Source organism: Psychrobacter piscatorii (assembly GCF_904846415.1).
Classification (GTDB): domain Bacteria; phylum Pseudomonadota; class Gammaproteobacteria; order Pseudomonadales; family Moraxellaceae; genus Psychrobacter; species Psychrobacter piscatorii.
This window is the reverse complement of record NZ_CAJHAR010000003.1, coordinates 158,733-184,761: the sequence shown is the minus strand read 5'-3', so window position 1 is coordinate 184,761 and position 26,029 is coordinate 158,733. Positions and strand designations below refer to the sequence as shown.

Sequence of the window (26,029 nt, the reverse complement as noted above, 5' to 3'; positions counted from 1 at the left end):
GGTAAGATGTGTATAGTGTTTCATAACGTTCTGATATGTAGGAGTTGAAGTTTGAAATGCAACACGGCACATCTTACTCTTCAACTCATTCTTTTAAAACGTTGCACTTCTTATTTGAATCTAGGATTTATTAAGTTTGTCCAAAAGCTATGGTATATGTTTGCTGATATTCTCATAGCTTCTGAAGCCAGCGTGATTGTAGACATACTGGTATTGGTTGATATCTCGCTGGTTGCCAGCTTATTGCTCATCATTATATTCAGTGGCTACGAGATTTTTGTCTCAAAAATCGATACTGGTACTCATGATGATCGTCCTAGCTGGATGGGAAAAGTGGATTTTTCGGGCTTAAAACTAAAAGTCATTGGAGCGATCGTTGCTATCTCGGCGATTGATCTTCTGAAATCCTTTATGGATATCTCTAGTGGCATGAGTGAGCTTGATGCTGACAAGCTCATGTGGAAAGTTGTTATTCACATGACCTTTGTATTGTCTGGCTTGTTATTCGCTATTATGGATAAAGTCGTTGGCGATACCAAAAAACATTAATACTCAAAAAACATTGATTAAAAAATCCTGATATCTACCCTTTCACACTCTTTTCATCGTTCCTGCACATTTTCTCTTCATGCCCTTCCTATGATGTTCTTTAAAGCCACAGTCTGCTATCTCGGCAGCTGTGAATTAAAGACACGTAGGAGGCGACCACATGCAAAAAACATTATTGACTAAGTTAACCATCATCGTAGGACTTTGTATTATTTTTTTGATCGGACTTAGTATGATTAGTAATATCATCTATGAGAGGCAATACTACGCAAAATCAGTAATAAAAGAGATCACCCAGCAGCATGTCAATCCACAAGAAGTCATCACCCCATTTATCGCCGTTCCTACGACAGTCACCCCTGCCTGTCAGGCAGATACATCAGACACACCAAATATAAAGAGCAAATGCGAGTCACCATACTCGAAAATTGAGACGATATTTGCCACTCAGACGCAGGCTGCACAAAACCTAAAAGTAAGCACAGACACTTATAAGCGCGGTATCTATAGTGCCACTAGCTATGATGGTCAGCTGACATTCGATCAAAGTTATACGTTTGTAGACACTTTAGAAAATGCAGACAGTACCGTAACTGCACTGAGTAACGATACAGATTCGATAATGACATCTTCTAATGCAGACAAAATGCAGTTAGCCAAAACCATTACCCACTGGAATAAGGCAAAACTGATCATTCCTGTGTCTGATTTACGCGGTGTCGCTACCCTGCCTGCCGTCACAATCAATCAAAAATCGATTGGAGCGAGCTATCCTCAGATACCAATGATAGAGAACTTGACCTATGTTGAAGTCGATATTCCTGAAGACGTATTGGCTCAATTAAGCAATCCTACTAGCCAGCAGAATAAAGAGAACCTTGTTACTACAAGCGCAATGAATACAAATCTAGATAAATCAGAAGTAGATCGCCAACTATCTAACCACAAAGACAATCAAGCGCTCAAGATTACGATCGATTTGCCCTTATCTGGTATTAGTAATTTAACGACGGTGCCTACTGGGCAGAACTTTACGCTGTCTATGCATAGTGATTGGCAAACACCAAACTTCATCGGTAAGGCGCTACCAAACACTAAGAGTATTACCAATGAAGGGTTTGATGCCAGTTGGCAAAATCAGTATCTAACCGTCGCCAACAATCAATCTATCTCCCAATGTATCAGCACGCCTAACCATCACTGCACCATCATCAATGAACCCACGCTCAATCCCGATAGCCAGTCGTATAACCCTGATTCGTTTGACTCACCAAGAGGGATGACAGCAGACAGTGCAGCGGTAGCTGGTAGTAATCAAAGCATTCTGTTAAACAGCTTTGGGGTTAGTTTTGCGAGTCCTAATGATGTTTACCTACAAACTGAACGAACCATGAAGTATGCTCTGCTGTTAATTTTGGTATCGTTTGGCACTTTCTTTTTATTTGAAGTGCTTAAATCCAGTCGCATTCACCCTATTCAGTATCTGCTCGTTGGCTGCGCGTTATTCGTTTTTTATGTCCTATTGCTACCACTTGCTGAGCAAATTTTCTTTTGGCAAGCATATACGGTAGCCGCTAGCGCGTGCGTGGGACTTATTGGTTGGTATAGCTACTATGTATTTGGCGGTTTGAAACGGGCTTTAATTTTTACCGCAACACTCGCTGGGTTATATGCTGCCTTTTTCGGTATTTTAAGTACAGAAGATCTCAATCTATTACTGGGTGCGATATTCTGCTTTATGGTACTTGCCTGCGTCATGGTGATGACTCGCAAACTCGACTGGTACAAAGTTACATAAGTGATATAAGCCACTCGCTGTATGAAGAAAGCCACATAAACTGATAATAGTTTGAAATAATGCTGCCTTAGCTTAGTTGATAAGGCAGCATTATCGTTATATTAGCCTAGTCGTTACACTACTTGACTATCTGATTGTTTAACGCTTTAGCCCAATTATTGCAATTATCCTCACAGCGCGGGCAGCATTTATCAGCTTCTAATATTTGCTCGACATAACCACAGTACATACAGGCGTAATGAGCCCCTATCTCCACTTGCTCGACAGCTTGATATTGCTTAGGAAACAGCGGCATCCCATAAACTGTGTTTTCAGAGGAATGCAATAAGATACTAAAGTTACCATCTGTTTCAAGCAAACCGATGCGCACTTGACCCAAATGCTCAACGCCTTGTTGGCGCATTTCAGCAAAAAACTCATCGTGAGACATTTTGCCTTTTTTAATCTTATCCAATACCAGCATGCTATCTTCTACGATATAAAGTGACTTGCCTTCCAACAAATCTTCAAAAGGCTGCCATTTCATCATAACCCACGTACAGATTCGGTAAAGAACAATGACTGAACCCATGATCAATACGGCTTGAATAATCGGCAAATCCTCAGTAAACATAGGGTCACCCGCGATAGAGCCAAGTGATAGGATAATGGTCAGCTCAAAGATAGAAAGCTGACGAACGCCGCGCTTGCCAGTGAAGCGCAAGAACGTGATAATTAATACAAACATGACGGTGACACGTATTAAGATTTCAACGGCAAACAACCAAGTTGTGTCATGAATAAAAATACTTGCCCAATCCATATTCTCGTTTCCAATTTATTTATCTGATGTATTGTGTTTAATGAATGTTGTTCTAATAGTTCGTTTGATGCGAAGCACATCATCCCTATTTTCAGACCTTATCGTCAATACAACTATCGTTATTCTCATTTAAGAGAGACTTTTTGCCGCAAGTACGACAAAATATCCTGTCTTGTTAGACGGCAATTGTTTTTGCTGAAAAATAAGCTATCGTGACAGTAATCCATCCACACCCAAAACTAAAATCCTATGCCTGCTGATTTTATGCTCCCTTATTCATTGTAGGAATTACTTTTGAAAGCCACTGTTTATACTATTATTGCGTTGATCGCATTTGCCGCAAATTCTCTGTTTTGCCGGATGGCACTAGCAGAAGATTATATAGATGCTTGGAGCTTTACGGTCATTCGTCTGCTCAGTGCGGCTGTCTGCTTAGTGGTTATCATGACAATTCATGCCTACAGACTACAGCGTCAAGCACTCACCGCTGACAAGTCTTCTGTTGATGCTATTTTAAATGACAAAGGCAGTTGGCTCAGTAGTGTCAGTTTGGTCATTTACGCGTTATGTTTTTCGATTGCATATGTAGAGCTTGATACTGGTACGGGGGCATTGATTTTGTTTTCGGCGGTTCAGCTCACGATGATTGGCTGGGGTATCTACAAAAAAGAACAGCTCAGTGCACTACAATGGTTGGCATTTATCGTCGCAGTAGCAGGATTCGTATATTTGATGTTACCATCAGCCGCCATTCCATCACCATTAGCCGCAGCATTGATGGCTATGAGCGGCGCGGCTTGGGGAGTATACAGCATACGCGGTAAATCATGTATCTCACCGTTACGAGCAACGGGGTTTAACTTTGTGCGGAGTTTGGTAGCCGTTCCGATACTACTACTAGTTAGCCTAATGTATCTGGATGAAATGGGCTTACAAAACATTAGCTTAGAAAGCATTACTAGCGAAGGGATATTGCTTGCCTGTGCGTCAGGAGCGATCGCATCAGGGGTGGGCTACAGTATCTGGTACACTGCAATGCCCTTATTAAAGAACACGCAAGCGGCTATTGTTCAGCTGTGCGTGCCTGTGATTGCGGCTGTACTGGGCGTGATATTTTTATCTGAGCAACTAACGTTGCCATTTATTATTGCCAGTGCAGTTATTTTAGGCGCAGTCTTGGTGTTTACGTTAAATAAAAAAGTGTAAGCTTAGGGCGTGTCACTATTTTAAAAATGGTGATAAACGTTTGAATTAGGGACGTGCCCTAGTAATGCTATTACTTATGATGCTCTATCACTAGCTCGGCTAATGACAAAAATTTCGCGCTATTACTCTATTCTACTAGATAGCATAAAACCGCCCTGATTTATAAAAATCGGGGCGGTTTTGTGTAAGCTATCATATTGAATTAATGATTCGCTCGCTACCAGTAAAAGCTAAAAGCCTTTATATAACGGTCACTTCTAAGCGGACATCTACATTGCCACGAGTGGCATTAGAATATGGGCAGACCTGATGTGTGGCTTCGATCAGCTGTTGCGCCTGTGCTTCGTCAATACCTGATACTTCGACATGCAACTCTATATCCAAGTTGTAGCTACCATCTGCTTTCATACCGATGCCAACTTGGGCAGAAGTTTTAGAAGCGGTGACAGGCAGTTTCATTTGCTGTGCAACCATGCTCAAAGCACTATCAAAACAGGCGGCATAACCCATAGCAAAAAGCTGCTCTGGATTCACACCTTCTTTATCTTGTTCTTGAAAAGACACCAAATCAAACCCTAATGAACCATCATCTAATCCAGTATGACCAGAACGTCCACCAGTGGCTGTCGCGCGAGTTTTATAAAATATTTTCATGATTTATAATTCCTTATCTATATTATTAGAGGTCATGCTTACGCTGTTGCGATAAGACTATTATAGAATCGCTGGCTGTTATCCGTTAGAACAGACCTCTATAACTCTTGCCTAATCCTATAAATTTTTATACTATCAGGAAGTCTTACAAAACAAGCTATCCTCATGAATCAAGAAACCATTGACCGACTTCTTAACATACTGCCTAGGAATCAAACCCTCGAATCTGCTGTCGCAGGGCTATTTTTTTACTGTGCCGATAAACCAAGCAAAGCTGTTAGCTATATCCAAGAGCCAAGCATTTGTATTGTCTTGCAAGGTGAGCGTGAGATTTACTTAGGAGCAGACTGCCAAAGATTCAATAATAGCCACTTGATGTTTTGTCCTGTCAATATTCCGCTGAGCATGCATATAAAACATGCCTCAGTAGAGAGTCCTGTTATCGTTTTATCCATGAAATTAAATCTCGCCATGATTAGAGAGATATTGGCGCAAATACCCTCTAAAACCCCCACAGCAAATGGTCACTTAGGCATAAAGTGGCCGTTAGATGACGCGATAATGGCGGCATTTGATCGATTGATACGCTTGCTTGATTATCCAAACGATATTGGATTTTTGGCGTCATTGATTCAACAAGAAATATACTATCGACTACTCTCAGCGGAGCAAGGTAACAAGCTTAGGCAGTTGGTCGTTGATGGTAGCCATACACACCGTATTGCCCACGCTACTGACTGGATCAAGTCGCATTTAAATGAGCCTATCATGGTAGAGAGTCTAGCCAGTAGATGCGGCATGAGTGTCTCAGGGTTTCACCAGCACTTCAAAGAAATTACCCAATTGAGCCCACTACAGTATCAAAAAAGCTTAAGATTAATGGAAGCAAAACGATTGATTAAGATACACGGGCAAGGAGCACAAATATCGCAAATAGCCATGCAAGTTGGCTATGAAAGTCCTAGCCAATTTAGCCGGGAATACAAGCGGCTGTTTGGAGTCAGTCCGAGCAGTGAGCTAATGTGATAACTGTCTCATCATTTGTACCTATAGCGGCAGGATTTTATTATCGTTATGATGGTAACTTTGGGACTTATCGAGTTTGGCATAACAGACTCAATGTCAGGCCTACCTCACTTATCTTGGTCAACTTCAAGCGCTTATCAACGTGAGGTATGTAACGCCTTTAGAGCAAAACCATCTCTACAGCGTACTTACAGAACGATTCAATGAATTGACCATTTATTTACCACTACAGATTATTGATTAACTATCCTTCGAGTGATTTCTAGCGCTATCCTCTTGTAGCTACAAGAGAGCATCTGAGTATCGAGATATCCACTGGTATAGTTGATTCAGTTTAAAAGAGATATAAGGCAACCGAGCGCAGATGTATATGTAATACTTCAAGTGAGGTTAACGCTGTCACTCTTTTATAGAGGATTGACTATAAATAGGTTTTAAGGCAAATATCTACTCAAAATATCTCTATACTTTCTTATTTTTTAGCTAAAAGAGATTTGTTATTCGAATAAAAAACAGTTGACTCACCAATATATTCGTATTATAACATATAATATATATTCAAAATTTTGTATATATAGCGTAGTTCTTTCTACGCATGTTTATCGAAAAGCTTGGGGAGGAAATGACATGATTCGTTTAAGCTATACTCTCAAATGCTGGGCGCTAGGTATCACTTTTTTTTCAGTGTTCTATTTTATGGTCGTCATGAGTGACCCAGGCTTTAGCAAATATATCTATATGTTGGCCCTTAGCACTCTACTCTTCCCCATTGCCAAGCGTGCAGTGGATGTGATGACAGATTTTTTTACCCCAGATCTCGAGCTATTTAATGGATTACTACCGTCAATTCTAATTAACGTAGTGATTTGGATACTCACACCATTTATCGTAGCACTGACAGTGATTGCTTTCATGCTTTATAGTATGGGTGTACTGACAGAAAAAATGAGTCATTAAAACCTACTTAAATAAAAGGCCAGATTAGCAGTTGCTAATCTGGCCTTAACATTCAAAGAAACTCTTGGTTCTAGCCCACTTTGTCCCACATTTTACTAAGACGCTTGGGCGAAACTGCCACACGAGTTTTCATCGGCTGAGCAAATAGCTGGATACGATACTCCTCTACCATCCAGCGATATTCGCTAATGGCTTCTTTGTCCGCACGCCCTGCCAATCGCTCCATATGTAAATCAAGCGCGTAGACACCATCAAGGTCGGCTTCTAAATTATGCTCAAGACGCTCTAAGCGAATCTCTAGTGCCTCAAGATAACGTGGATACTGCTGCCAATGGCTATAATCCATGCGGTAAACAAAATCAGCCAAATACAAATCTTCTAATTGATCTTCGATATCATCGATAGATTCCCCAAATATCTCGCGGTCTAACATCAATAGACTTTGGCGAATACGCTGCCAGCGCGTATAAACATTTTTCAGCGTTTTTATGACGCTTTGACCGGTCAATAAGAAGTTATTTAACACAACTTCTAGCGTCTGTGCATATTCCTCAGGCGTAAACGGTAACTCCTCGCTCAATCCAACTGCGATATCATCAGCGCTCTCAGGCAGACTCTCGGTATGATCAAATAGCACATAATGCTCTTCAAGCGTAGCATCCAATGTAGCATCAATGACGATTGTCTTTAGCTTTTCCATATCACCAAGCGGTGCAAATGCCAGTTTAAATATTTTATCTACTTGACTGGTGAGCTGTTTTTTCTTCGCGCCAAGTTTACCTTTGATTAAGGTCAATACGCCAATACGATGCGCTTGTAGTGCTGCATTGACATCGGTGTACTGATGGATCGATACCGCTTCGCCTGCTTCATCGGCAACGAGCGCCGCAAACTGCTTCATGACCACGCCTGCGCTATGATGGTTTTTGCTAAAGGCAAAATGCTCAGGGAACTCAGTATGCGCGCCTTGTTGCTCATTCACGGCTTGACTAGTCTCAGAGGCATGACGAATCTGTAGCGTTTGCAGATCACGACCTTTTTCGATAATGCGGTTTTTGTCATCGACCACACAAATTTGTGGCTGCAAATAACGGTCAATCGTAGAAGGGCTAAAGCTCTCCGGCGTCACCGACATAATGCCGCGGCGATTGAGCGCTTGGCACAGCTGTTTTAAAAGCCCTTGTCCACCTTGCTGCTGCAACTCATCAAACAAACTATCTGCGGTATCAGGTATCGGGACGATCTGACGACGGATATCTTTTGGCAATGATTTGAGCAATTGCAACACCAGCTCATAGCGCCAACCAGGCACACCCCATAGTAGCTCAATCGCGTCGAGCTGTGGTAATGCAGCAAGCGGTACGCGTATGGTCACGCCATCATCATCGCTTGCTGGATCAAAGACATAACGCAGTGGCAGTTTTAGATCGCCCAGCTTCCATACCTCTGGGAAGTCGCCCGTAGTCGGCGCTTGGCTAGTAAGTACGTCTTCATCGGTAAAAAACAGATACTTAGCATCATTTTTCTCTACCTCTGCCCGCCAGTCTTCAAACGTTTTGCGACTGGCGACATGTTCAGGAATCTTTTTATCATAGAATTGATATAGCGTTTCTTCATCAACCAATAGATCCCGGCGACGTAGTTTGTCTTCGATGCGTTCAACATGGGCAATCTTGTCCATATTGTGCTGCAAAAATGGCGCATTACGACCAAAGTTACCAGTCACTAACCCATCACGAATGAAAATCTCTCGCGACTCGACCAAGTTTACTTGCTCATAATTGGTCAGCTGCTTACTGATAATGATCAAGCCAAACAAGCTAATCTGCGCGTAAGCTTTGACCCGTCCGGTTTTCTTGGACCAATGCGGTTCAAAGTAATGATATTTGAGCAGATCCCCTGCCGCTGAGATAATCCACTCAGGTTCAATTTTGGCAACGGTACGCATAAAGACTTGCGAGGTTTCAACCATCTCAAACGCCATCACCCAAGGCGGTATTTGTTTGAACACCGTACTCGCTGGGAATATCTTGGCTTTTTGCTGACGCGCCGCCAAATACTCACCGCGACTTTCGGTTTTATGCGCAATGATAGACAGCAGACCCGTCAATAATGCTCTATGCAAATTGGCATATTTGACAGCTTTTAGTTCTTCATCTTCAATCGCAGTTGGGTCATTCTTAGCGACATTTTTATCAGACGCTTGTGAATCATTGACATCTGTTAATTTAAGCTCCGTCACCATTTGTACCAGTTGACGATGTGTCTGGTGCCATTCACGGACACGCGGGAAGCTCAGATAGTTTTTCTTCGCAAACTGCTTACGCTGATTACCAGACAGCTTATTACCGTCTTCGTCTTTTTCAAACAGTGCTTTCCATAGACTTAAATAAAACAAGAAATCTGAATCATCTTGACGGAAGACTGCATGCTTTTGATCCGCTTGCGTGCGCTTATTGGCAGGACGCTCGCGTGGATCTTGTACCGCAAGCGCGGCCACAACAATCAGCATTTCACGAATACAATCAAAGTCAGAACCAGCAACCAGCATACGTGCCAGTCGTGGGTCGATTGGCATACGTGCCATTTTCTGACCAGTCGCTGTCAAACGCAGGTGATCAAGCCCTTTTTGACGTTTTGGCTTATTGGTTTTATCCTGAGCAGCGATGTCCTTTTTGGAAGTGATTGCCCCCAGCTCATCAAGCAATTTATGACCATCCGTAACCAATCGGCTATCAGGCGGCTCAATAAATTCAAAGTCATCGACACTACCCAAGCGCAGATTTGCCATCTGTAATATCACAGATGCCAAATTGGTACGTAGAATCTCAGGCTCAGTAAATTCAGGACGACCGTTAAAGTCCTCCTCAGAATATAGGCGAATACAAACACCCGGAGCGACACGGCCACAACGACCTTTACGCTGGTTGGCAGCCGCTTGCGAAATTGCTTCAATCGGTAAACGCTGCACACGTGAGCGATACGAATAACGCGAAATCCGCGCAAAACCCAAGTCAATTACATAGCGAATACCCGGTACAGTCAATGCCGTCTCAGCAACGTTGGTCGCGATAACGATACGTCGACCTCGACCTGATGGCTGAAAGATACGCTGCTGCTCTTCATACGTCTGCCGTGCAAACAGTGGCAACACTTCGGTATGACGTGGACCATGGCGCTCAAGCACTTCTTGCATTTCACGAATTTCTGCTTCAGTCGCGGCAAATATCAAGATATCAGCCTGATCGGCATGGCCTTTATTTTGTGCGTCGCTAAAACACTCCTCGACAGCGGCAACGACAGCACGCGGCAGGTTCTCTTCAAAATCGTCATAGCTGTCATCTTCTGAGCTGTTTACTGGCTCATCGGTCAGCGGACGATAGCGGACTTCTACCGGAAAGCTACGCCCTTCAACATTAAAGATTGGCGCAGGAACTTGCCGTTTTAATTTTGCATTGTAACGGCTAAAGTACTCACTAAAGCGCTTGGTATCAAGGGTCGCTGAGGTAATAATGACTTTTAAATCTGGACGCTTGGGTAACATCTTTTTGAGATAACCCATAATAAAGTCAATGTTCAAGCTACGCTCATGTGCTTCATCAATGATAATCGTATCGTACTTACTCAAAAAACGATCGTGACCCAGCTCAGCCAGCAAAATACCATCAGTCATTAGCTTGACTACAGATTGCGCTGAGCCTTGCTCATTAAAGCGAATCTTAAAACTGACCGTATTACCTAGCTGCTCTCCCAGCTCTTCTGCAATACGGTTCGCCACACTACGAGCGGCCAGTCGTCTTGGCTGCGTGTGCCCTATCTGTCCGGTAATACCGCGCCCTGCCAACATGGCAAGCTTAGGCAGCTGCGTGGTTTTACCAGAACCTGTCTCACCTGCCACGATAATGACTTGATTGTCGATGATGGCTTGTACCAGATCTTCTGCACGTTGACTAACAGGCAGATCAAGATTCAACTTGGCAGGCAAATCGCTTGGAATACTGTCGATGCGCGCTTGCACTGCTGCTTGCGAGCGCGTTTTTATTTTGTCGTATTGAGCACGTTTCTTGGCAAGGACATCTTCGTGATTGTTTTTTCGCTCAGAATCATGATTGGATTTTTTATTTTTGGACACAGCAGCGCGCGCCAGCTCTCGTTCGAGACGGCTTAAGTAATAGCTGTCTTTAGCAAGTACTGGTAAATCACTCAGTAATTCCGCTGGTTGCTTTGCACTGTTAGTTTCATCTACAGTAGATGTTTTTAGACTGGTATTCTCAAAAGTATCAGACATATTTGCTTAGGCTATTTATTATGTATAAGTGGTTAGATTATGGAGACAAATGCAGGGTGATTCAAGGTAGTTATGATGCTTGTATAATGCTTGGTTGCAAAGCTGAAGTTTTTTCTATGACTGTGAGGACGATAACGCCTCTATCCCATAAGCAGTATTAAATAAAGACACACTTAGACCATAAATATTAAATTTCATATCATCAAAGGCATAAAAATGGTCTAAATGAGAAAACTAATTACTAACAGTATAAATAATCTGTTGATTAGTCGCAGCGCCCACAAAAAAAGTGTGCATTTCTTGTAGTGCAAGCCTAGGAAAAGGAAGGTGTAGTGACAGTATTAATTTTTCAAACCCTAACATCTCATTAGCTAACTCTTTCGCTACGTCAGGACGAATCTGCGGGTTTTCATAAATATTGTCAATTAACCACGTTAATCGTGGAAATTTTGCGTTTTCATGAATCTGATAAAGTGTGGGCAACATATCATCAGAGATTTGGCAGCGCATTTTGCGAATTAGACCGCTTTTGTAATACATATTTAAAGCCATATTATGATAACTTCTTTAGGTTCTTGATACTTAAGTATCCCACATACTCCTTATCTTCTCCAATCTCAATATCGTTCTCCCCTATCTCAGCGATAGACTCAATCAATAACTGAACATTTGAGAGCAGATCATTCACGTTATAGATATCATCTATATCGACCTCAAACTTATCATCAATATGTGAAGCGGCGTCGAACGGCGATGCGTCATCTTTAAAAGTGAACTGTTTATAAAACTCGCTTTGTTTGGCTTGCTTAATGGCTTGTGCCTGACTGGCGGCGACGATCAGAAGCTTATAATGAAACTCTTCAAAACTACCTTGCTGATAGCCACCTAAATTTATAAAAAACAGCTTTAAGTCAGTATCTTTGCTTACCTGTTTACCTGATTCAACCAGTTTGATCGCATAGCCATCGACCTTAGTAACTGCTCGATACGAATCAATATGCCATTTGTTTTTTACTTCTGGCCAATGCTGATTGATATCCTCTACCAGCTCACTGACGTGATTGGCCACACCAAAAAAGATGTCATGCTGTTCAATCAGGCGACCTTTGGGACGAGCGCCAAGTTGAACCATATATAGAGTAAGCATATAACGTAGTCCTGATAAATTTTTCATTGTAGCTAGTTTTGATTGAGCATAATATCGAGCGCGTCTTATTACAATACCCGTCCGGTATTCAAGGCAAATGCCCAGTCTTCACGGCCATTTTTGAGCGCCAGTTCTGCTGCTGCTTCATGATCATAAGCGACCTTGATATGCTCAGTCTGCCAGCATTTACCTTGCGCCGTTTCTATACAGGTTATAAGCGCATAGTTAGCATGAGGCGAATACGTTTGCATCTTATGAATAATGGGCAAATCATCTTCGTAGGCGGGATAACCCACACTGCCACTATTAATAACCATTTGCCCTGATGACAGTGTGACTGTACGCGGAATATGCGTATGTCCACAGATAATGATAGGGCTGACTATACCATTTAATAATGACAAGATGTTCGAGTCGCTACGTACTGTCGGTGCGCCTGTTGCGATATCTTCAAGCAAATATATCATGTCATCGGTTGGCGTCCCATGACAAAGATAAACATCCTCACTTAAATGACAATCAAACGGTAAAGCTCGCATCCATTCAATCGCGTCTTTGGAAAGATCACTGACAATAAAATCCATCGTTGGATTATCAGCGATTTCTGCCATGGTTGATAAATGCAGCGCCTCATAAATCTGCCTATCCTGATTGCCCCGAATGGTAATAATATCATCTCGATGGGCCATTAGTAATTCATAGGTCGCCCTAGGCGCTATCGGCCCATATAGAATATCACCCAAATTAACGATTTGATCGACACCGCGCTTTTTGATATCGGCAAGCACAGCGTCAAGCGCGAAGACATTACTATGAATGTCTGAAATAGCAGCGATTGTAATGAGAGTCTTACAGCTAGAGGGTATCATGCGGTCTATTATCCCCATAAATTGCGATGTAATAAATGAATAGAGTACACAAAATAAAAACCTGATGCCTCATTAATATTGGGGCATCAGGTTCTATTTATCATGGTAATGCTAATGGTTCGTTAGACTTATAGTAGGAAGAAATACGCCCAACACCCAACGATAACAGTAGAAATGATATTGAGGATGACACCTGTACGTACCATCTCTGTTTGTTTGATCAAACCGGTACCAAACACGATAGCGTTTGGCGGTGTAGCAACGGGTAGCATGAAGGCACAAGACGCACCGATACCAATAATAAGTACTAATACCTCGCTCGGTATGCCCATATGCTCGGCAATTGCCACGAACACAGGCACTAAGAGCGCAGCTGATGCGGTGTTTGATGCAAACTCTGTCAAGAAAATAATAAAGGCTGAGATTGCCAGCATCACAACCAACAGTGGTGCTGTTTGTAAGCCATTAGCAACCGTCTCACCTAATACTAATGATGCACCTGATACTTTTAGAATATTCGATAGCGCAATACCGCCACCAAATAACATCAATACACCCCAATCCGTGTTGTCTGATACTTGTTTCCAAGACACAAGACCCAAACTCACGACCGCCACTGCTGCCAGCAATGCAACAACGGCATCGGTATCTTCGATACCAACTGCCGCACCAATTTGCTTAGACAATATCCAGCTGACTGCCGTTATAATAAAAACAGCAATTGTCAATACGCGGGTCTTGGTCCAAGGAATGTTCTCGTCCTGTTGCAATGTCATCGTGCGGTTTAGGTTCGGCTTTAGATACAAATACATCGCACCCAACAGTACTGGTAATAGTATCAGCATCATTGGAATACCAAACTTCATCCAATCAACAAACGCAATGTCCAAGGCTTTTGCGGCAATCGCATTTGGTGGCGAGCCGACAATCGTACCCAAACCACCCAAACTTGCTGAATACGCAATACCGAGTAGTACAAACACAAATGTACCGCGATCTTCTTTACTATCGACTTGCGTCAAAATACCGAGTGCAAGCGGTAACATCATTGCCGTTGTCGCCGTATTTGAGATCCACATTGACAAAAACGCAGTCACGCCAAAAATCAACAGTACAGCCGTACTTAGCTTACCACCTGATAACGAGAGAATTTTTAGCGCAATCTTTCTATCAAGCTTTTGTACATGTAACGCGGCCGCCAAAGCAAAACCACCAAAGAAGAGATAAATAATGGGACTAGCAAAGCTTTGCAGACCTACTTCAGCATTAAAATCAGGAATGCCAATTAAGGTCCCAACCACAACCACCAAGATCGCAGTGATAGTGACATGTATCGCCTCAGTGAGCCATAGCACGCCGATAAAAAACAGCATTGCTAGCCCTTTGTTAGCACTGACCTCAAATGGCAATACACTGTAAATAATAAAACTAATGATTGCCGCGATGGCGACCACGATCAATCCTTTTCCCGTTCCTTTTGGGAATGTATCCGTAAATAAATACTCGTTACCATCATCAGGAATATGGCTATCCAGCTTTTTCTCTGACATAAATTATCCTTATCGCATCCAGAGTGAGTATGAAGTCAAAATTATTGCAACACACACTTATTGTAAGACATCATGATATTCATATAGCGAACATTACGCGCGAAAATATCATATCAGAATAACTTATATATGAATACATTTTGAGTAATTTTGTTTTTTTAAGATAGCTGTTTGATTTGTTAATAATAACCACCTCTCGACTTTGTGAGATTTTTCAACAATGACTCTCTCACCACTTTGTATGGACGTCTTAGTTGGTAAAAATTACATAAAGCATCCAAACATTCATCATTTGGGGCTATACAAGTAAAAACCGATACCACATAATTTGTAAGGTTAGATAGATAATCATCAATAAAAACAAGAGGAATGATACTATGACAGATGCAAATAAAACCGATGCAACCACAAAAATGGCGCCAAAAGACATTAATCAAGATGGTCTGGCTAAAGAAGATCAACAGCGTACTGACGACTCAGCGCTAGATATGATGCAAGGTATGCATGAGCATGAAGATCATCAAGAAGAAGGCACAAAATAAAAGATGGCAGAACGGTAGATAAAGCCTGTTATCTAGCATTAACAGTAAAAATAAGAAGCGCTTGTCATGATGATGAGCGCTTTTTTAGTTTTGGTTCTCTTTGTTCTGGCAAGTGATTGGAGACATAGTTATATATAAATGCTGCTGTTAGAACGATTGTGATGGGTACAAACAACGCATCGTAGCCAACTTTGGCAAACAAAAAAGCCCCAACTGTACTACCACCGCAGAAGCAATACCAAATAACGGCCTGAAAACCTAATGTAGGCTTACTAATAGAGCGACCCGCAAGCCAGTTACCGATTGCTGCACCCATATCGGATGTCAGTCCTGTCAAATGAGTCGTGCGAATAACTGCTCCGCTATAAGTGGCTACCATCGCGTTTTGTAATCCGCAAGCCATCGCTGCTGCCAATTGTCCGAGATAATCATGCTGCTGATATAACCAGTAGGCAGCTATTAGTAATGCTGCTTCAAGATATAGCGCACGCCCGTAACTACGGCCTAGTGTTAAGGATGTCTGTCCAATGACAAAACCGCTCAATATTGCCCCTGACAAAAAAGACAATAGTAGTGCACCGATATACAAAATACTGCGAGAATCTGAGTAAGCAATAGCTGCTGCAAATAAGCTAACATTACCGGTGACATGCGAGACCGATAAGTTAGCAAAGCCCATCAATGCGGTTGTGTTAACGCAGCCGGCGCTAAATGCCAATACTGCCCCACCCCACAATATCCACTTCGGTAACTTGGTTATCATATTCGTCACCTAAAGGCACACTGCCAAAAAGACTCATAGTATCACGAGAAAAGGCAGCCAATTGGCTGCCTTTTCAATAGTTGAGTGAATCATTCATAATGACCATCAACGCAAAAAATACTTAAATGATTATTGCGCTGGCTCATCAAGCATCATCAACTGCTCACTGATAGCGACGGTATTAAAACCTGCATCAACAAACATGATCTCACCAGTGATACCAGATGCCCAAGGCGATAATAGGAATAGTGCTGCGTTGCCTACTTCCATCTGATTGACATTACGTTGTAGTGGCGCGATTTTTTCGCTGATATCGAGCATTTTACGGAATGATTTAATACCACTAGCAGCTAGCGTGCGAATTGGACCTGCTGAAATCGCATTGACACGGATACCTTCGCCGCCCATAGAAGTCGCTAAGTAGCGCACGCTGGCTTCAAGACTGGCTTTTGCCATACCCATGACATTGTAGTTTGGCAATACTGAGATACTGCCTTCATAAGTCAACGTCAGCATAGAACCATGACGCATTGCAAGCAACTCACGAGCTGCTTTTGCCAATGCAACAAAGCTGTAGCTAGAGATATCATGCGCGATGTGGCTGCCTTCACGCGTAGTGGCATTCACAAAGTCACCATCTAGCTGATCCATCGGTGCAAAACCAATGGCGTGTACCACACCATCAATACCATCACCCCAATGGGTGGTTACTTGCTCAAAACAGGCAGCAATCGACTCATCAGAGGCGACATCACACTCTAATACCAAATCCGCTTCGAATTTTTCGGCAGCCATATCGACGCGCTTTTTTATTTTATCGTTCGGATAAGTCAGGATCAATGAGGCGCCTTCGCGGTGTAGCGCTTCTGCGATAGCCCAAGCGATAGAGAGTTTACTTGCGATGCCAGTTACGACAAATCGTTGTCCTTGCAGTAGCATAAGATTTCCTTTTGAATCAATCGAGATGATTTAGAATGTAGGTTTATTTAGAATAATTAGAAAGTGACGCGTCATGAAATGATGCAAATCAAAAGATGACTTATTATACACGAATTAATTTAAGTAAACAGTCGTAAACTGTACTTGGTTACCATCATTATTATCGCAATAATACTAATGAAATATCATCATTGTCACCGTTCTAATTGTATCTCTAACAGTCCTATAGTTACTAAACTCTGAACTACTCACCACAGCAGTATGAAGTTCAGCAGATTTCAAGTATAATCACAGCCCTTCCCAGCTTGCACAATTTTATAAGAATCCTGACATGATAGGATTCAACGTTAAGCTACACCCACATTTTGGATGGCTGCCAAACTTATGAGTAACACCCCAATAATAACCCCAGATTATAAAGAAAGTACCGAATCCTATCGCCAACTGATTGGTTCGACTGGCGAAGACTTAGATCGTCCTGGTTTATTAGATACGCCTGTACGTGCGGCAAAGGCTTTTGCTCACTTAACCAAAGGCTATCATCAAAGCATTGAAGAAGTGGTCAATGATGCTGTCTTTCCATCAGCCAATCGTGAGTTAGTACTGGTACAGAACATTGAGTTTTATTCACTGTGCGAGCATCATATGCTACCTTTCCACGGTGTCGCTCATATTGGCTATTTACCTAATGGCCAAGTACTGGGTTTGTCGAAGTTTGCCCGTATTGTCGATATGTTTGCCCGTCGTCTGCAAATACAAGAAAACTTGAGTGAACAGATTGCACAAACCATCATGGATGTTACTGGCTGCCGCGGTGTAGCTGTAGTCATGGATGCCTCGCACATGTGTATGATGATGCGCGGTGTCAGCAAACAGCATTCAACCACGCGCAGTACCGCGATGCTTGGTGAGTATACACACAACAATCAAGCTCGTAATGAATTTTTGGGTGCCGTCCCTAAACGTCAACCAGCGTTCTAATTTGTTAATGGTTTAGGCTGTTGTGAATAATAACCAAACAAAAAGGACGCATATGATGCGTCCTTTTTATTTTAGCTATACAAAGTAAGATTTCAAGTTTTAGCAAATCCATACTAGCTCACTGGTTTGACCTCATCTATCCAATTGCCGTAGCCAGCGGCTTCCATCTGCGCAAGTGGAATAAAGCGCAGTGCTGCCGAATTCATACAGTAACGCTTACCTGTTGGTGCTGGACCATCATCAAACACATGGCCCACGTGCGAGTCAGCGTAGCGGCTACGAATCTCGGTACGCGTCCCAAAGATACCGCGATCTGCTTTTTCTACTACCATATCAGTGTTCAATGGACGAGTGAAGCTGGGCCAGCCCGTGCCAGACTTGTATTGATCACGAGAAGAAAATAGTGGTTCACCAGATACGACGTCTACATACAATCCAGGCGCTTTATTATCCCAATACTCATTATTAAAGGCGCGCTCGGTACCGTCCTTTTGGGTGACTTTATATTGGATGTCAGTGAGCGATTTTTTTAGAGTATCTTGCGACGGCTTAACAAATGTATCTGGATTGAACCCTGTACTTGCTTTGCTGTTTGGCATTTGACTGGATATTACTGGCTGTGCACTAGCTGCCGTGGGCTTGAACTGACTAAAATCAAGCTCATAGTCTTTGCCATACACACTTTCGATAAACTGATAGCGACCAGAATTGAACGTATAAGCCTTATAACGTATCGGATTCTTTTTGTAATAATCCTGATGATACTCTTCGGCAGGATAAAAAGTACTAGCAGGAACAATTTCAATTACGACTGGTTTGTCGTATACCCCAGAGTCTTGTAATGATTGTTTAGCAGCTTCTGCTATTTGCTTTTCTTGCGCATTGTTATAAAAAATCGCTGGGCGATACTGTGTGCCACGATCAACATATTGCCCTTGATCGTCAGTGGGGTCAGCGATTCTCCATAATGCTTGTACGATACCATTGTAAGTAATCTTCGTAGGATCATAATACACTTGCGCCGCTTCCGTATGACCCGTACCACCTGCCGACACTTCCTTGTAGGTTGGGTTTTCGGTATTGCCACCCGTATAACCAGACACCACTTCTACGACGCCTGGGATTTTCTCGTAACCTGCTTCAACACACCAAAAACACCCGCCAGCTACTGTAGCAACTGCCAGTCCTGGGGTTGTCGGTGCATAAGGATTAGTAGCATCTGCGTTTTTTATAGTAGTGCTGTTTTCGGTAGACGCGCAGCCTGCGTAAAAAGCACTGCTCGCCATGATAACCAATCCAATCATTTTAGACGGTAATGTGCGATTCATAAAAATCTCCCAAACGTAATATCATTTAATCATCGTAACGCTTATGTATCACTAAAACATTCCTGTATTGTTATATATTTACAATTTATTAAGTTATTTTTTATCAATTAAGTCATATCACAAGGTAAACTAAACGATGATTTGATTATGACACAGGTTTTAGCATAATTAATATATTGAGATAAACTATTTTATTTCAAGGTCTTAGCTTATTTTAAACGCGTTAAAAAAGCCTATCCTCAAAAGAGTCATAGGCTTTTTATCTATCGTAAGTCTGTCAGTACAAGCAAAAATTTATGACGCTTTCTGAGTGTCTTTATCAGCATTCTCGTCACTTACCTGCTTAATCTTCGTTAAGATTTCCTTAATTTCAGCTGCTGAGAGATAGGTTGGTACGGCATAAGTATCGCTGACTTCTTTTGCTGCTGCTTTTGCAATATCATCAAAGTCACTGGTCTGCATACCGCTAACGGTCGGATCAATATTTAGGTTTGCAATCAGCTCTCTGACTTGTTCAATGAGCTGATTTGCTATTTCTTTATCATCATGACCAGCTTGGCCGTCTGCTACCATACCCGTTCTTTTTGCCAGTGCTGCCAGTCTCTGCTTGCTTGCTTTACGATTAACATCAAGCACATAAGGCAACACGATAGCATTGGCACGACCATGAGGAATGCTATAGTAGGCCCCTAATTGGTGAGCAATGGCATGCACATAACCCAAGCCCGCTTTGTTAAAGGCGATACCACCATAATGGGCGGCAATTCCCATCTCTTCTCTTGCTTTTAGATTGCCACCATCTTTGTAAGCTAGTGGTAGATAATGCATGACAGATTTGACGGCAGAGGCCGCATAGTAATCCGTCTCCACGCTGGCATTGGCACTCATCCATGCTTCTAATGCATGGGTCAATACGTCAATACCGGTATCAGCGGTGATATGCGCTGGCATACCCTTCATGATAATGGGGTCAATCGCTGCGGCGAGCGGCACCATTCTTGGATCAATAGACAATGCTTTTTGGTGTGTTTTATCATCAGATATCACTGCACCAAGGGTTGCCTCTGAGCCAGTACCCGCTGTTGTAGGCACGCAATATAATGGCGCCGACGGCTTTCTTGCTTTAAGGATACCGATCAGTTGCTGAGGCTTGCATTTATTGCCTTGAGACATAGCTATCATTTTGGCAGCATCGATCACTGAGCCGCCACCGATGGCGATAATAGCGTCGCAATTTGCTGCTATAGACTGACGCAACCCTTCTTCGACTACATTAAAAGTAGGGTCTGGTGTAATGCCATCATAGACATGATAGCTGATATTTTTTGCATCTAGATAATCAGTGACTTTTGCAGGGATACCAAGTTTGTTTAGTACCGCATCAGTGACAATAAAGACATTGGTATTGCCTTCGTTAATGAGCATGTCGCATAGCTCATCACAGGCAGTCTCACCGACAAACAACATCGGTCTTCTGATAGGTATCACGTAAGAGACTGCTTTTAGTACTTTAGCGCGTGTCTTAGCCACTGCCAAATAACCAGCATGCTGCAAGCTGTTGTTCTTTACTAATTTAGTAATACTGTTTTGTTTTTTCATGGGTGCAAAAATCCTTTTCAATGATGATTTTAACCGCGATAACAATAGTTTTAGCTAGTTGATAAAGGCTAAACGACGTTTGCCAATAGCAGAGTAGATAAGTATATGTACAGCAAAGATGTTTGAATAAAGCAAACCACTGTCTAGCATGATTGTACCACTGCCTTTTTTGGTATGTCGCTATTATTGTGTACTGCTCGCCTTTAATAACTGCTTGGCATACGGATGCTGTGGCTGGCTAAAGACATCTTCTGTGAGCCCAGCCTCCACGCATGCCCCTTGTTTTAGTACCATAATATGTTGACATAGTGCGCGTACTACTTTGAGATCATGACTGATAAAGACATAACTTATTTGCAGCTTGTGTTGAATTTCACGTAATAAACTCACTACCGTTACCTGCGTGGTACTATCGAGCGCAGAGGTAGGCTCATCCAATATGAGTAAGCTCGGCTTCATAATGAGTGCGCGCGCCAATGCCACACGTTGACGTTGACCGCCGGACAGCTCATGCGGATAACGCTGCGCGAATGCTAAAGGTAAATGGACGGTAGCCAAACTCTCCATCACCGCCTGCTGACGCGCGTCTTTATCCACGCCTTGTACCAACAGTCCTTCTTCCACGATTTGCATGACCGTCATACGAGGGTTAATACTGGCAAAAGGGTCTTGAAACACCATTTGGATCTGCGAGCGGAAGTTACGTAGCGCTTTTTTGGACAATGCCGAGATGTCTTGCCCGTTGACCACTATCTGTCCACTCACACGTGCTTGATTGCTTAGCAATTGACTAAGGGCCAATGCAATGGTGGTCTTTCCAGAGCCGGACTCACCGACGATACCCAGTGCCTGTCCTTTTTGTAGTGTCATATCGACATCTTTGACCGCATCAAACCAGCGCTTGGTGCCCCCAAATAGACTTTTTTCAATTGGGAATTGTACTTTGAGATTACTCACTTCTAATACGCTTGACTGCTTATCGACGTTATTGTCTGCTATAACTAACGCTTGACCAAAGTCTTGCTTGATAAGGGTACGCGTATAATCAGCTTTAGGCTGATCAAATACCGCGGACGTTTGACCCTGCTCAATCGTCTGGCCTTGGCGCATCACGATGACCTCATCACTATAACGCCTAACCAGATTGAGATCGTGGCTGATTAATATCATTGCCATATTATGCTGGTGTTTGAGATCATTCAGTAGCGCCAAAATTTCATGCTGTAATGTCACATCAAGCGCAGTTGTCGGCTCATCAGCGATCAAAATATCAGGCTGCTGAGCCAATGCCATCGCAATCATTACTCGCTGACGCTGACCACCGGATAACTCATGTGGATAGCGACTCAACTTGTCAGCAGGATCGGTGATATTGACATCATTTAGCAGAGCAATGCTAGTATCTCGCCATTGTTTTTTGGGTATACCACTTAAACGCAACGATTCAGCAATTTGTTTAGCGACCGTATGTAACGGATTCAGCGCTGTCATCGGTTCTTGAAATACCATACCAATACGCTGTCCACGAATAGCACGTAATGCGGCATTGCGTGTTTTGTCATTCGCTATCGGTAGTTTAGACATGCCTGCTGTGCTTGCCAGTTGAACCTCACCCCTAATCGTCAAATTCTCTGGTAGCAGGCCTAGTAACGCAAGACTGGCAATCGATTTGCCAGATCCTGACTCACCAACGATAGCCAAAGTTTGCCCTTGTCTTAACTCATAAGACAAGGCATCGACCAGCTGGATGCCTGTTGCAGTTGTGATACTAAGACTATCTACTGTCAGCATGAGCTTGTTTTGCGCGCGATTAAGACTTTCATTTGGCGCGTTGTGCTGCTCGGTAGCGATAATATTTTCGGTCATATCAAGAGCGCCTCGGATCAAACGCATCACGCAGTGCTTCACCAACGAAGATGAGCAATGACAAAATAAAGGTCAAACTAAAGAATCCTGACAAGGCCAGCCAAGGGGCATCAAGGTTATTTTTCCCCTGTACCATCAGCTCACCTAAAGACGGCGAGCCAGGCGGCAATCCATATCCCAAAAAATCCAGCGCGGTCAACGCAATGATATTGGCTGTTAAGATAAACGGTAGTTGCGACAAGCTTGAGGCCAATGCATTGGGTAAAATGTGTCTGAGCATAATCTGGCTGTCCGAAACACCGAGATTACGCGCGGCCCGCACATAGTCGAAATTACGGGCACGTAAGAACTCTGCTCTTACCAAGCCGACCAGACCCATCCAACCGAATAACAGCATCATGGCAAATAGCATAGTAATACTGGGACTAAACAGACTGACCAAAATAATGATCATAAATAGCTGAGGCATACCGCCCCATACTTCCATAAAGCGCTGCCCTGCCAGATCTACCCAGCCGCCATAATAACCTTGTATTGCACCGACAATGATACCAATGAGAGCACCAGCGAGCGTCAGCGCCAGACCAAACAACAATGAGACGCGCATACCATAAAGTATCCTTGCGAGCACATCGCGACCCATATCATCAGTACCAAGCCAGTTCTGAGCGTTTGGAGCCGCTGGATAAGGTAGACCAAGCTCGACGTTTGGTGTCTGATCAGCAAACGGAATAGGCGGCATCACATAATAGCCTTGCTCATCAATCAGCGACTGCACTGCAGGGTCTTTATAATTGGTTTCGGTTTCGAACACGCCGCCAAACGTCGTTTCAGGATAGGCCTTTAATACTGGAAAGTAATAATCGCCTTGATATTGCACTAATAAGGGTTTGTCATTGGCGATGAAATTAGCCGCCATACAGATGATAAATATCACTGCAAAAACAAACAGCGATATCACTCCAAGTCGATTTTGGCGAAAGCGATTTAAACGCGCTTGCCATATAGGGTTCAATCGTTGCTTTTTTGTGGTAGATAGCTGCTCAAGCATTGGCGCTTTATCTGGTTCGCTATTAATAGGACTGCTCTTTGATGAAGATTGATTATTTGACATTAGCGCCCCTCAAAATCAATACGAGGATCAATTAAGTGATAGCTTAAGTCACTGATTAATTGCAGTAGCAATCCCGCTAAGGTGAAGATAAATAACGTACCAAATATCACTGGATAGTCGCGTTGCTGAATGGCCTCAAAACCTAACAACCCCAAGCCATCTAGTTTAAAGATAATCTCAATCAAAAAGTTACCGGCAAAGAAGATACCAACGATGGCGGCTGGGATACCTGCGATGATAATTAACATGGCATTGCGAAATACATGACCATATAATACCTGACGCTCACCCAATCCTTTTGCGCGAGCGGTCAATACATACTGCTTACCCAGCTCCTCTAAAAAGCTGAATTTAGTCAAGTACGTCAAGCCTGCAAAACCACCTACGGTACTGGCAAGCAACGGTAGTGCCAAGTGCCAAAAATAATCTTTCACTTTACCAAGCGCGCTGAGCTGGTCAAAATTTTCGGACGTTAGTCCCTGTAGCGGGAAAATATTCCAATAGGTGCCACCCGCGAAAAATACCAATAAAATCACTGCAAAGACAAACACAGGTATCGCATGTCCGATAGCCAGCAGCATAGCAGTGAATTTATCAATGCCTGAGCCATGATGCATCGCTTTATACACCCCTAACGGAATGGCGATCAAATAAATGAGCAGCGTACTCCAAAGACCAAGTGATATCGAAACGGGCAGCTTTTCTATAATGAGATCGATCACCGACTGCCCTTTAAAAAAAGACTCACCAAAGTCTAGCTGAGCGTAATTTTTTAGCATGAGCCAAAATCGTTCTGGTGCCGATTTATCAAAGCCGTACTGGGCATTGATAGCAGCGACCATTTCCTCAGAGAGACCGCGCGTTCCTTGATAAGTGCTGTCGTTGCCACCTGCACTGCCCGCGCCAATATTACCGCCAAGTGCGTTATCTTTTGCGCCCTGCTCAATAAGGGCAAGCTGCTGCTCAACAGGTCCGCCTGGCGCCGCTTGTACGATTACAAAGTTGGCAAGCAATATCAAAAACAGTGTCGGTAATATCAGTAGTAGTCTTTTTAAGATATAACGACCCATAATGGCGACTTCCTAAATAAAGAGAGAGGGCGATGACTACAGCAGTATATTCTTTAGTACTAAAGGTCTACATAAACACATCTATGTATTAAAAACTTGCATTAAAAATTATTTTTCAGCTCGCGTAACGCTGCAAATACCGTCAAAGATTTCTCATCGTCGATAGTTACTTTTGATTTAACCCCTGCAATCACACTTGGCTCTTGGGTACGCAAAAACACGTTTATCGCACGCTCATGCTCTAGCGTCACTGGCAGTGTCGGCGCACCTTGTGCAGTTTGTGCCTCAGCTTGCGCTAGCGCTTGCTGCATTGCCTCGTTGTCAGGCTCGATAGACAATCCAAAGCGTAGGTTACTGGCCGTATACTCGTGCGCAGGATATAGCAATGTCTCATCAGACAATTCATTTAGACGCTTAAAACTATCATGTAACTGCTCGATCGTACCAGTAAAAACACGTCCACAACCTGCACTAAATAGAGTGTCACCGCAGAAGCAATGTTTTTGCCCATCGATATCTAAGATATAAGCCATGTGGCTGGCGGTGTGTCCTGATACATCCCAGACTTGTGCAGAGCAGCCCCATGCGCTTACCGTGCTGCCATCTTTGATGGTTTGATCCTCATCAACCCCATGCTCACTATGTGCAACCAGATGGGTCATCGGATACGACTCCTGCAATTCTGCCACACCACCAATATGATCATGATGATGATGCGTGGTCCAAATCGAGGTTAGCTCTAGCTCATGCGTCTCTAGATAATCGATAACTGGCTTGGCTTGACCTGGATCAATGACGATCGCCTGCTTATTATTTTCATTAATTAAGGTCCAAATATAATTATCATTAAACGCTTTAATGGGGTGAATACGGATACTCATGTCAAATCCTTACCAGTAGTTATTTTTTTGCTCGTTATTTTGAATTATTTCGCTTTGATTTTACTTCTCGCTTTTACTGCGTGGTGACAGCCTATGCGTT

At 43.0% G+C, this 26,029-nt stretch carries 22 protein-coding genes; 7 read left to right on the top strand and 15 right to left on the bottom strand.

Annotated elements, in window-relative coordinates; all coding sequences use genetic code 11:
* Positions 1 to 51: 51 nt before the first annotated feature.
* Together JMX83_RS02540 and creD are read left to right on the top strand one after the other, a co-directional pair.
* On the top strand, positions 52 to 549 hold the full coding sequence (locus JMX83_RS02540; RefSeq protein WP_320157659.1) for a YqhA family protein: 498 nt from the start codon (positions 52 to 54) through the stop codon (positions 547 to 549).
* A 160-nt stretch (positions 550 to 709) separates the two neighbouring features.
* Positions 710 to 2,347, top strand: a complete 1,638-nt coding sequence (gene creD, locus JMX83_RS02535) for a cell envelope integrity protein CreD (RefSeq protein WP_201598789.1) — start codon at positions 710 to 712, stop codon at positions 2,345 to 2,347.
* 118 nt (positions 2,348 to 2,465) lie between these two features.
* On the opposite strand, the gene JMX83_RS02530 is transcribed toward creD, so the two are convergent.
* The gene (locus JMX83_RS02530) at positions 2,466 to 3,149 is read right to left on the bottom strand and encodes a DUF421 domain-containing protein (RefSeq protein ID WP_201598788.1); all 684 of its coding nucleotides are present in this window, start codon (positions 3,147 to 3,149) and stop codon (positions 2,466 to 2,468) included.
* Positions 3,150 to 3,443: 294 nt separating this feature from the next.
* Between JMX83_RS02530 and JMX83_RS02525 the strand changes: the two genes are divergently transcribed.
* A complete protein-coding gene (locus JMX83_RS02525) occupies positions 3,444 to 4,355 on the top strand; it encodes a DMT family transporter (protein WP_201598787.1) in 912 nt (303 codons plus the stop codon).
* A gap of 240 nt (positions 4,356 to 4,595) precedes the next feature.
* Here the strand turns inward: JMX83_RS02525 and JMX83_RS02520 are convergent, their stop codons facing one another.
* On the bottom strand, positions 4,596 to 5,009 hold the full coding sequence (locus tag JMX83_RS02520; protein WP_201598785.1) for an organic hydroperoxide resistance protein: 414 nt from the start codon (positions 5,007 to 5,009) through the stop codon (positions 4,596 to 4,598).
* Positions 5,010 to 5,174: 165 nt separating this feature from the next.
* On the opposite strand from JMX83_RS02520, the gene JMX83_RS02515 reads away from it, so the two are divergent.
* Complete coding sequence (locus tag JMX83_RS02515) at positions 5,175 to 6,035, top strand: AraC family transcriptional regulator (protein ID WP_201598783.1); 861 nt, start codon at positions 5,175 to 5,177, stop codon at positions 6,033 to 6,035.
* A 627-nt stretch (positions 6,036 to 6,662) separates the two neighbouring features.
* Positions 6,663 to 6,992: a hypothetical protein gene (locus tag JMX83_RS02510; RefSeq protein ID WP_201598780.1), complete on the top strand. Its 330-nt coding sequence runs from the start codon at positions 6,663 to 6,665 to the stop codon at positions 6,990 to 6,992.
* A gap of 70 nt (positions 6,993 to 7,062) precedes the next feature.
* Here the strand turns inward: JMX83_RS02510 and hrpA are convergent, their stop codons facing one another.
* The 5 genes from hrpA to JMX83_RS02485 all read right to left on the bottom strand — a co-directional run bounded on the left by hrpA (position 7,063) and on the right by JMX83_RS02485 (position 14,846).
* Positions 7,063 to 11,280, bottom strand: a complete 4,218-nt coding sequence (hrpA, locus tag JMX83_RS02505; RefSeq protein WP_227675674.1) for an ATP-dependent RNA helicase HrpA — start codon at positions 11,278 to 11,280, stop codon at positions 7,063 to 7,065.
* Positions 11,281 to 11,514: 234 nt separating this feature from the next.
* Complete coding sequence (locus JMX83_RS02500) at positions 11,515 to 11,820, bottom strand: hypothetical protein (RefSeq protein ID WP_201598778.1); 306 nt, start codon at positions 11,818 to 11,820, stop codon at positions 11,515 to 11,517.
* A 13-nt stretch (positions 11,821 to 11,833) separates the two neighbouring features.
* Positions 11,834 to 12,427 carry a DUF1543 domain-containing protein gene (locus tag JMX83_RS02495; protein WP_201598776.1) on the bottom strand — a complete coding sequence of 198 codons (594 nt, stop codon included), beginning with the start codon at positions 12,425 to 12,427 and terminating at the stop codon, positions 11,834 to 11,836.
* Positions 12,428 to 12,495: 68 nt separating this feature from the next.
* A complete protein-coding gene (locus JMX83_RS02490; protein ID WP_201598774.1) occupies positions 12,496 to 13,296 on the bottom strand; it encodes a metallophosphoesterase family protein in 801 nt (266 codons plus the stop codon).
* A gap of 128 nt (positions 13,297 to 13,424) precedes the next feature.
* Entirely contained in the window at positions 13,425 to 14,846 is a 1,422-nt protein-coding gene (locus JMX83_RS02485) for an SLC13 family permease (RefSeq protein ID WP_201598772.1), read from the bottom strand.
* A 377-nt stretch (positions 14,847 to 15,223) separates the two neighbouring features.
* Here JMX83_RS02485 and JMX83_RS02480 point away from each other — a divergent pair, with 377 nt between their 5' ends.
* Positions 15,224 to 15,388 carry a hypothetical protein gene (locus tag JMX83_RS02480; RefSeq protein WP_201598769.1) on the top strand — a complete coding sequence of 55 codons (165 nt, stop codon included), beginning with the start codon at positions 15,224 to 15,226 and terminating at the stop codon, positions 15,386 to 15,388.
* 64 nt (positions 15,389 to 15,452) lie between these two features.
* On the opposite strand, the gene JMX83_RS02475 is transcribed toward JMX83_RS02480, so the two are convergent.
* Together JMX83_RS02475 and JMX83_RS02470 are read right to left on the bottom strand one after the other, a co-directional pair.
* Positions 15,453 to 16,151 carry a YoaK family protein gene (locus JMX83_RS02475; protein ID WP_201598768.1) on the bottom strand — a complete coding sequence of 233 codons (699 nt, stop codon included), beginning with the start codon at positions 16,149 to 16,151 and terminating at the stop codon, positions 15,453 to 15,455.
* Positions 16,152 to 16,280: 129 nt separating this feature from the next.
* Positions 16,281 to 17,090: an enoyl-ACP reductase FabI gene (locus tag JMX83_RS02470; protein ID WP_201598767.1), complete on the bottom strand. Its 810-nt coding sequence runs from the start codon at positions 17,088 to 17,090 to the stop codon at positions 16,281 to 16,283.
* A gap of 384 nt (positions 17,091 to 17,474) precedes the next feature.
* On the opposite strand from JMX83_RS02470, the gene folE reads away from it, so the two are divergent.
* On the top strand, positions 17,475 to 18,071 hold the full coding sequence (gene folE, locus JMX83_RS02465) for a GTP cyclohydrolase I FolE (RefSeq protein WP_201598765.1): 597 nt from the start codon (positions 17,475 to 17,477) through the stop codon (positions 18,069 to 18,071).
* Between the two features lie 113 nt (positions 18,072 to 18,184).
* On the opposite strand, the gene msrB is transcribed toward folE, so the two are convergent.
* The 6 genes from msrB to gloB form a co-directional block, all read right to left on the bottom strand.
* Positions 18,185 to 19,399: a peptide-methionine (R)-S-oxide reductase MsrB gene (gene msrB, locus JMX83_RS02460; protein WP_201598763.1), complete on the bottom strand. Its 1,215-nt coding sequence runs from the start codon at positions 19,397 to 19,399 to the stop codon at positions 18,185 to 18,187.
* Positions 19,400 to 19,693: 294 nt separating this feature from the next.
* Positions 19,694 to 20,998: an iron-containing alcohol dehydrogenase gene (locus JMX83_RS02455; protein ID WP_201598760.1), complete on the bottom strand. Its 1,305-nt coding sequence runs from the start codon at positions 20,996 to 20,998 to the stop codon at positions 19,694 to 19,696.
* A 183-nt stretch (positions 20,999 to 21,181) separates the two neighbouring features.
* Positions 21,182 to 22,789 (bottom strand): ABC transporter ATP-binding protein, encoded by a 1,608-nt coding sequence (locus tag JMX83_RS02450; protein ID WP_227675677.1) that lies wholly within the window; start codon positions 22,787 to 22,789, stop codon positions 21,182 to 21,184.
* Positions 22,790 to 22,865: 76 nt separating this feature from the next.
* Positions 22,866 to 23,915: an ABC transporter permease gene (locus tag JMX83_RS02445; protein ID WP_227675676.1), complete on the bottom strand. Its 1,050-nt coding sequence runs from the start codon at positions 23,913 to 23,915 to the stop codon at positions 22,866 to 22,868.
* A gap of 62 nt (positions 23,916 to 23,977) precedes the next feature.
* Positions 23,978 to 25,048, bottom strand: a complete 1,071-nt coding sequence (gene yejB / locus JMX83_RS02440) for a microcin C ABC transporter permease YejB (protein ID WP_201598758.1) — start codon at positions 25,046 to 25,048, stop codon at positions 23,978 to 23,980.
* A gap of 101 nt (positions 25,049 to 25,149) precedes the next feature.
* On the bottom strand, positions 25,150 to 25,929 hold the full coding sequence (gene gloB, locus JMX83_RS02435; protein WP_201598757.1) for a hydroxyacylglutathione hydrolase: 780 nt from the start codon (positions 25,927 to 25,929) through the stop codon (positions 25,150 to 25,152).
* Positions 25,930 to 26,029: the final 100 nt, after the last annotated feature.